Below are 3,453 nucleotides of genomic sequence, written 5' to 3'. Positions count from 1 at the left end.
TCCGGCCGCGCGCCTTGTCTAGCTGTTGTCTTCCGTCGGCGCGGCCGGGCCGTTCTTCTTGATCGAGTCGATCGCGTTCTGGGCCGAGGCCTTGGACGAATAGCCCTCGGTCGAGAACATGGTCTCGGCGTTGTATTTGAACCGGACGCGGAACTCGCCGGCCTTGTCCTTGTAGATCTCGAACTTGTAGGCCACGCGGCGCCTCCTGCTCCGGACTCGACATTGAGCCGCGGCGAGGCTGTCACACGGGGCGGCGGCGGAAAACGGGAAATCGTCCGCCGGCCGACACAGGCCCGTGATCGGAGCCGTCGGCGCGATCCGGCGTTTTCCCCGCATGCCGTCCAGCGTCATCCGCCGCTTCAGCTATGACGAACCGAAACGCCGCCTGCGCGTGACCTTCGTCAGCGGCGACGTCTATGAATACGACGGCGTGCCGCCCGAGGTGAACGCGGCCTTCCGCGAGGCCTTCTCGAAGGGCCGATTCTTCGGACCCAACATCCGCGACCGCTATCCCTTCCGTCGGATCGAGACGGCTCCCGGGCCCCGGTGAACGGGTCCGGCGGCGCTTTCGCGCGGCCGCGAACCGTGCCTATGGTGGCGCTTCAGGACTTTTCGGAGTGATCGGGATGCGCCGGACCATCGTCGCCCTTCTGACCGTGACCGCTCTCGTGGCGGCCTGTCAGCAGCCCGCCGAGACGACGGCGGCCGAACCCGCCGCCGCGGACGCCCCCGCCCCGGTCATGCCCGCCGACGCGCCCCCGCAGGAAGAGGTCGATCCGGCCGTGATCGCCGCGACGCCGGCCGGCGAACCCGGCTCGTGTCTGGCCGAGATCGGCCCGGCCGCCTCGGCCCGGCTGGTCGAGCGCTGCATCATGGTCAGCCCGGCCACCCATCCGCCCTGCAACGCCGCCAATCCGTGCGAGATGATCCAGGGCGAGATCGACCGGGCCTGCGAAATGTTCCCGGCCGACGCCTCGCGCCCGGCGGAGTGCGGCGCTTAACGGTTCCTAGAGCCTGACTGTCTAGTGTGGGCGGTCATGACGCCCGTCCAGACACCCCCCGATCTACGCGCCCTGACGACGCTGAGGTTCCTCGCGGCCCTGTGGGTGGTGCTGTACACGGCCTGGCCGTACCTCGACATCGGCTTCGTCCCGGTGGCGGTGACCCGGGGTTATCTGGGCGTCGAGGTCTTCTTCGTCCTGTCAGGCTTCATCCTCAGCCACGTCTATCTCGAGGCGGCGGGCCGGGGCCGGGCGGCCGGCTTCAGCTATCGCGGCTTCCTGTGGGCCCGAATCGCGCGGGTCTATCCGCTGCATCTGGTGACGCTCGCCGGCATGATCGCGCTCGGAGTCGGGGCCACGGTCGCGGGGCTGGCGGTCAGCGAGTCCCTGCTGGACTGGCGCTCCCTGCCGTCCCACCTGACCCTGACCCACGCCTGGGGTCTGGCCTCCAGCGCCGCCTTCAACCACCCGTCGTGGTCGATCTCGGCCGAGTGGTTCGCCTATCTGACCTTCCCCGCCTTCGCCTTCGTGGCCTGGCGAATGCGCGAGCGGCCGGTCCTGGCCACGGCCCTCGTGGCCGCGGGCGCCCTGGCGCTCTACGCCCTGTTCGAGCCGCTGGCCGGCTTCTCCCTGACCGAGGCGACCTTCCGCTGGGGCGCCCTGCGGATCGTTCCCTGCTTCGCCCTCGGCTGCGCCCTGTACCTGATCCACCGCCGCGCCCCCGTGCGCCACGCCGGCCTGGTCGCCGCAGCCTGCGGCGTCGCCCTGCTGGTCTGCGCCTCGCTGGGGCTGTGGGATCCGCTGGTGGTGCTGTTCGCCGGAGGACTGATCCTCGGCCTCGGCGGGCTCGACAACGCCCGCGCCGGGGTCTTCGCCTCGAAAACCGGGGTCTATCTCGGCGAGATCTCCTATTCGATCTACATGGTCTGCGCGCCGGTCCTGCTGCTGGGCGTCAATGTCGCCGCGCGGTTGACCGGAGCCGACGACAAACGGCTTCACGTGATTGTGTGGCTGGCGGTCCTGGCGGCCATCCCGATCGCGGCGGCCCTGACCTATCACCTCGTAGAACGCCCGGCCCGCAAGGCCTTGCGGGGGCTGGCCAAGCGCAACGGCTCAGCTCGTCCGGAGGTCGCCCAACAGGCGAATTCGCCCGAAAGGGTTCTTCAACCCTCGGAAACTATCGTCTAAGGCTGATTCAGCAGCAGGTCGGGACCTACGCCAGCATGATGAAACGGCTCACAGCCGCCGCGGTTGCGGCGACACTCGGACTTTTCGCGCTGGTCGGCACGACCCCCGCCGCGAACGCCGGCGAGCCCTACTGGCAGTGCGTGACCTTCGCCCGGATGTTCTCGGGCATCGAAATCTTCGGCGACGCCCACACCTGGTGGTCCCAGGCCCAGAATCGCTTCCAGACCGGCGAGCGCCCCCGCACCGGCTCCGTGCTGGCCTTCCGGCCCAGCGGCCGCATGAGCCGCGGCCACGTCGCCGTCGTCTCGGAAGTGCTGACCGACCGCGTCATCCGCGTCACCCACGCCAACTGGGGCGGCAGCCGCGGCAAGGTCGAGGAGAACGTCACCGTGGTCGACGTCTCGAACGGCGGGGACTGGAGCGCGGTCAAGGTCTGGTACAACCCGATCAACGACCTCGGAACCAGCGTCTATCCGACCTACGGCTTCATCTACAAAGCCCCGGCCCGGCCGTCCGAGGGCCTGCTGATGGCCTCGGCCTCCGCCGGCGCCGACGGCCAGCCCTGACCGACTGATCCCTTCGCGAGGCGACGCCCACGCTTGACGGGGCCGCCCGTCCTGCGCTCCATGCCCCGCCCCCGGGAGATTTCCATGCGCGCCTTCGCAACCACCGCCCTCGCCGCCCTCATCCTCACCGCCTGCTCGCCCTCGGCCGAAGCGCCGGAAGCGCCCGATGCGGCGCCGGCGCCCGCGCCCGTCCTGGCCGGCGTCGACCTGACCCAGCCGCTGCGCGTGGGCGGCAACGAGCCGTTCTGGGCCGTGGAGCTGACCGGCTCGGAAATGGTCTATTCCGGCGTCGACCGGCCCGAGCAGCGGGCCCCGCAGGGCGAACCGGTGATGCAGGGCACCATGGCCACCTGGGAATCGACCACCGGGGCCGGGAACCCGCTCCAGGTCGTCCTGACCGCCACCGACTGCAGCGACGGCATGACCAGCCGCACCTATCCGCTGACCGCCATGGTCACCATCGGCGGGGAGACGCTGATGGGCTGCGCCGCCACCGTCAGCGCCACCATGTCGACCGGCGAGAGCGGCCGCGTCGTCGACGCGCCTGCGGCCCCTCAGCCGCCCGCCTGATCCCTCAGCGTCCGTAGCGCGCCCAGCCGGGCGAAGGCGATGGTCAGGGCCTTGCGCCGGGCCGGCGCCAGCGGCGCGGCGCAGGCGTCGCGCACCACCGCCCCGCCGAAGCCGTCGGCCACGATCAG

General features: G+C 70.6%; 7 protein-coding genes. 5 read left to right on the top strand and 2 right to left on the bottom strand.

Annotation, left to right across the window (positions count from 1 at the left end; translation table 11 throughout):
* Positions 1-18 precede the first annotated feature (18 nt).
* A complete protein-coding gene (locus RDU12_RS14090; protein WP_308685243.1) occupies positions 19-195 on the bottom strand; it encodes a YegP family protein in 177 nt (58 codons plus the stop codon).
* Between the two features lie 100 nt (positions 196-295).
* Here RDU12_RS14090 and RDU12_RS14085 point away from each other — a divergent pair, with 100 nt between their 5' ends.
* The 5 genes from RDU12_RS14085 to RDU12_RS14065 all read left to right on the top strand — a co-directional run bounded on the left by RDU12_RS14085 (position 296) and on the right by RDU12_RS14065 (position 3,325).
* A complete protein-coding gene (locus tag RDU12_RS14085; RefSeq protein ID WP_308685241.1) occupies positions 296-550 on the top strand; it encodes a KTSC domain-containing protein in 255 nt (84 codons plus the stop codon).
* Between the two features lie 76 nt (positions 551-626).
* A complete protein-coding gene (locus tag RDU12_RS14080; protein WP_308685240.1) occupies positions 627-1,001 on the top strand; it encodes a hypothetical protein in 375 nt (124 codons plus the stop codon).
* Between the two features lie 36 nt (positions 1,002-1,037).
* Positions 1,038-2,189 carry an acyltransferase gene (locus RDU12_RS14075; RefSeq protein WP_300293084.1) on the top strand — a complete coding sequence of 384 codons (1,152 nt, stop codon included), beginning with the start codon at positions 1,038-1,040 and terminating at the stop codon, positions 2,187-2,189.
* A gap of 35 nt (positions 2,190-2,224) precedes the next feature.
* On the top strand, positions 2,225-2,755 hold the full coding sequence (locus tag RDU12_RS14070) for a CHAP domain-containing protein (RefSeq protein WP_308685237.1): 531 nt from the start codon (positions 2,225-2,227) through the stop codon (positions 2,753-2,755).
* Positions 2,756-2,839: 84 nt separating this feature from the next.
* A complete protein-coding gene (locus tag RDU12_RS14065; RefSeq protein WP_308685236.1) occupies positions 2,840-3,325 on the top strand; it encodes a hypothetical protein in 486 nt (161 codons plus the stop codon).
* Here RDU12_RS14065 and RDU12_RS14060 read toward each other — a convergent pair.
* A partial coding sequence (locus RDU12_RS14060) for an MmcB family DNA repair protein (protein WP_308685245.1) occupies positions 3,310-3,453 on the bottom strand: 144 nt, incomplete at its 5' end. The genes RDU12_RS14065 and RDU12_RS14060 overlap by 16 nt on opposite strands.

The sequence above is a fragment of the Brevundimonas sp. genome, from assembly GCF_031082345.1.
Taxonomy (GTDB): domain Bacteria; phylum Pseudomonadota; class Alphaproteobacteria; order Caulobacterales; family Caulobacteraceae; genus Brevundimonas.
The sequence above is the reverse complement of the archived record's forward strand: the minus strand, read 5'-3'. Positions and strand labels throughout refer to the sequence as shown.